Annotated in this window: 2 protein-coding genes; both read right to left on the bottom strand. The window is 60.2% G+C overall.

All coding sequences use genetic code 11. The features are described from left to right. Positions 1 to 12: 12 nt before the first annotated feature. The gene (locus JOZ76_RS23355; protein ID WP_291702336.1) at positions 13 to 972 is read right to left on the bottom strand and encodes an ArdC family protein; all 960 of its coding nucleotides are present in this window, start codon (positions 970 to 972) and stop codon (positions 13 to 15) included. Between the two features lie 329 nt (positions 973 to 1,301). Next, the gene (locus JOZ76_RS23360; protein ID WP_291702338.1) at positions 1,302 to 2,942 is read right to left on the bottom strand and encodes a recombinase family protein; all 1,641 of its coding nucleotides are present in this window, start codon (positions 2,940 to 2,942) and stop codon (positions 1,302 to 1,304) included. Between the last annotated feature and the right edge of the window lie 392 nt (positions 2,943 to 3,334).

Consider the following 3,334-nt stretch of genomic DNA (forward strand, 5'->3'; position numbering starts at 1 on the left):
ATGGGCCGAGCATCACGCCACCTCGCATTCAGCAGCAGAATGCACCGAGGCGCTCGCCATCGGATCGGGAACAAAGCCGAGCAGGTAGTCCGCGGCCTTGCTCGCCTGCGACGCCGCTCGCACGATGGCGCGATTGTCTTCGCGGAGAACTTCGAGCCAGGCACCGATGTAATCGGCATGGCGGACGGTCGGCACGATCCCGAGCGACGCGCAGCCAAACGCGGCGCTCAATTCAGCCACCAGTTCCTCGAACGCGTATTTTTTGGTGCCGTACGATCCACTCTGGTCGCGGTTGAGGCGCGAGGCATGTCCGGTCGCATGACCCAGTTCATGCAGCGCGGTGCGGTGCCAGTTGATCGGCTCGAAATAGGCTTGTGGCGGCGGGACCCGCACATAGTCCTCGGCCGGTGCATAGAAGGCGCGATCTCCACCAATATGGAACGCGATCCCGGTGGCCTTGATGAGGGCTTCGACCGTGGGTTCGATCAGGCCTGGCGGCGGTGGCGGGGACGCGGTCGCGATTTCCGCAGGCAGGTTCTCGCACTGGTCGGTGTTGAAGACCGTAAATCGCTTCAGAAATGGTATGACCTGCGCTTCGTCGCCGTCTTCGTGCGCACGCCGTTTCTCGTCCTTCGGCACGAAACGATCGGCGTAAACAACCGTAGTGCCGCGTTCGCCCTTGCGGACGTGGCCGCCGAGCGAGAGGGCCTGACGGAAGGTAAGCCAGCTTTGACCGGTAAACCCGCGTTCGATGACGGCTCCCCAGAGGATCAGGATGTTAATCCCGCTGTATTGTCGATCAGTCGACGCGTTTTTCGGCATCGCGAGCTGCGCCTTCGCCGCGGCTGTTCCCCAGGGCTGGACCCAGGGCACACGGCCGGCCTCGAGCTCGGCGATGATCTTATCGGTGATTTCGTCATAGAGGCTCGCCCGGTCCTGGCCGGTGCGTGCACGATAAGCATGGTTTGACATCGCGGGTCTCCGCGACGGGCATCGCGAGCCTTTCTCGCGACCATTAACCCGTCACGGCAAACCCGGCCGGCACTCTCACTCTCTATTTCGAACACCGCGGTGCCGACAGAGATCATCGTCGGCCAGCCTTGCTCCGCGTCAGGGATGCAAGCCCGCCAGTGCGACAGCCCGGCATCAGCCGCGCTTTCGTCGAACCGGGGCAGGATCTCTAAATCAGGGTCATCAGGCTGAAACCTGCCAGCAGGCGCCGGGCGCCTATTCAGCAGATGAGATCATTCAATTCGCAGGTCCGCGGGCGCAAGGCGATTGAACGTCCACCAAGATCTCCGTCAACGATCCGGCATCGACCTGGTGGTCCAAAGAACGCCAGGCTTGGTTACATTTCCTAGCCGCAGCGCGCCGATTTTGTTTAATTGGCGTTTGAGGATTGCGACCAGATCATCGATCGTTTCGGCCCGAACTGCGCCATGGTCACGACCGCGAGCCGAGAAATAGAGATAAGGCTGCGTCGGCCGGACCGACCGCAGGATCAAGTAGTCCTCAATCGTCCGATTGACCTCATCCAGTCTTAACACGACCAGCAATCCCGACTGACCTCTCCTCCGATGCACTCGCCACGCCGCCGCATGGTTCGATCCTCTCTTCTTCGACTGCCTCGCGACCTGAAAGTGAATCTTGATCCTTCCGTTCAAGATGATAACGGGAATCCGAGCATCGACTTGCGCTCTTACGTGTTTCGCCCGGTTCAACGCCTCGACGATCTGCGCCGCATGCGCCGATAGAACTTCGGACCAATGCCGCCGTCTGTCGATCCAGTCGCAGTCGCGGGGCGAATCATACCCTATCAGCGCGAGCGCGTTCCGAAGCGAGCCGAAATGCTTCACGTACGAGGACGCGCTGGGGACGCAGGCTGCACGGTTGATAATATCAAAAGTCAACTTTCCCTGACGCTTCAGCAGCAGGCGCAGCCGCAGCAGCATCTCTTCTTCTGAGATGCTGATGTAGCGGTTCTCCATCACGTTTCGCGCGCGCGTAAAAAGACCCGGATCGATGATGGCATCGACAACCTGGTCGCTTCGCACCCAGCCATCGAGAGGGTTGTTGACGAGCTTCTGCCCGAGCCGGCGGGATGTGCGGTTATAGACAATATTCCCAACGTAATTCTCATTCCTGAGAATGTTGTGGATCATGCCATCGGTCCACGGGCGCCCGTGCTGGTTGGCGACCTTGCTTTGGTTGAGCTCGCGTGCAATCGCCGCGTCGGCTTTCTCCTCGACCACGAACTGGTGGAAGATCCACCTGATCACCGCCGCTTCTTCCTGCGACCCGAGCGCAAGCCGCACGCGATCGGTTTGAAGGGATTTTCGCTCGCCTTTGTCCAGCCGCCCTTTCGGTTGCCGGTTTTCACCAACCAGCTCCCGACGGAGCCCGAAGGTGAGAGGCCCTCCCACACGAAAGCCGAGGCTCGCAACGCGGCACTGTCCGGTGTGCACCTTGACCGAGAGCTCCCGGCTGTATTCCGCCGCCATCACCCGTTTGATGTTCTTTACGATGCTCGAGAGCAGGCTTCCATCATTGTCGAACTGTTCCGCGCAATAGGCGACTTTGATCCCGTTCTCCTTGCATATGAACTCGTAATGAGCGCTTTCGTCTACGTCCTGGAAGCGTCCCCAGCGGCTGACGTCATACACCAGGACCTGATCGAAGTCCGCCTGCCCCGAGCGAACGTCGTCGATCAGTTCGATCAAGCCGGGCCGCCCCCGAATCCGAAGGCCGCTGCGCCCTTCGTCCATGTAAGTTCGGACGATCGTAAGATTTCTCTGCTGGGCGAAGGCCGCAATGGCGGCAGCCTGATTCTGGATCGAATAGCGTTGATAGTCCGTCGACATCCGGACATACTGCGCCGCGCGAAGCATCTTGCCGCGCTTCGCTGGACTTGTCCCCTTGCGTATGACAAGCGCGTTGACCATCAGCCCAAGTCCTGCAGCCCAAGTCCTGACAGGCGGGCTTATCCTAGCAGGTCGTCAGAACCGGAACAACGAGCGCATCCTCACTCGCAACCGCGATTGCAAGCTCTGACGGTTCGAGCGGTTTTCGATCCGGGCTTGAAGGACGGGTGTTGGCGCGCGCTAGGAACGCCTGCGAGCCTTGTCCCGCGGGCCTGAGCCTTGGTCTGGCAAGCACGGTCAGCGTGCGTTCGCACGACAAATCTCATATGCATGACGACGACGTGCCGAATCGAACGAGTTCGATTTGCGTTGAGTGCGGCAATTCACGACGAGAGACGGATCAAGGTGAGGCATTCCAAGAAAGCGCGGGCGACGAAGAACTCCTCAAAAAAGAGCAAGGGGGTGCGGCGCGT

It is taken from the genome of Bradyrhizobium sp., assembly GCF_019244115.1.
Lineage (GTDB): Bacteria > Pseudomonadota > Alphaproteobacteria > Rhizobiales > Xanthobacteraceae > Bradyrhizobium.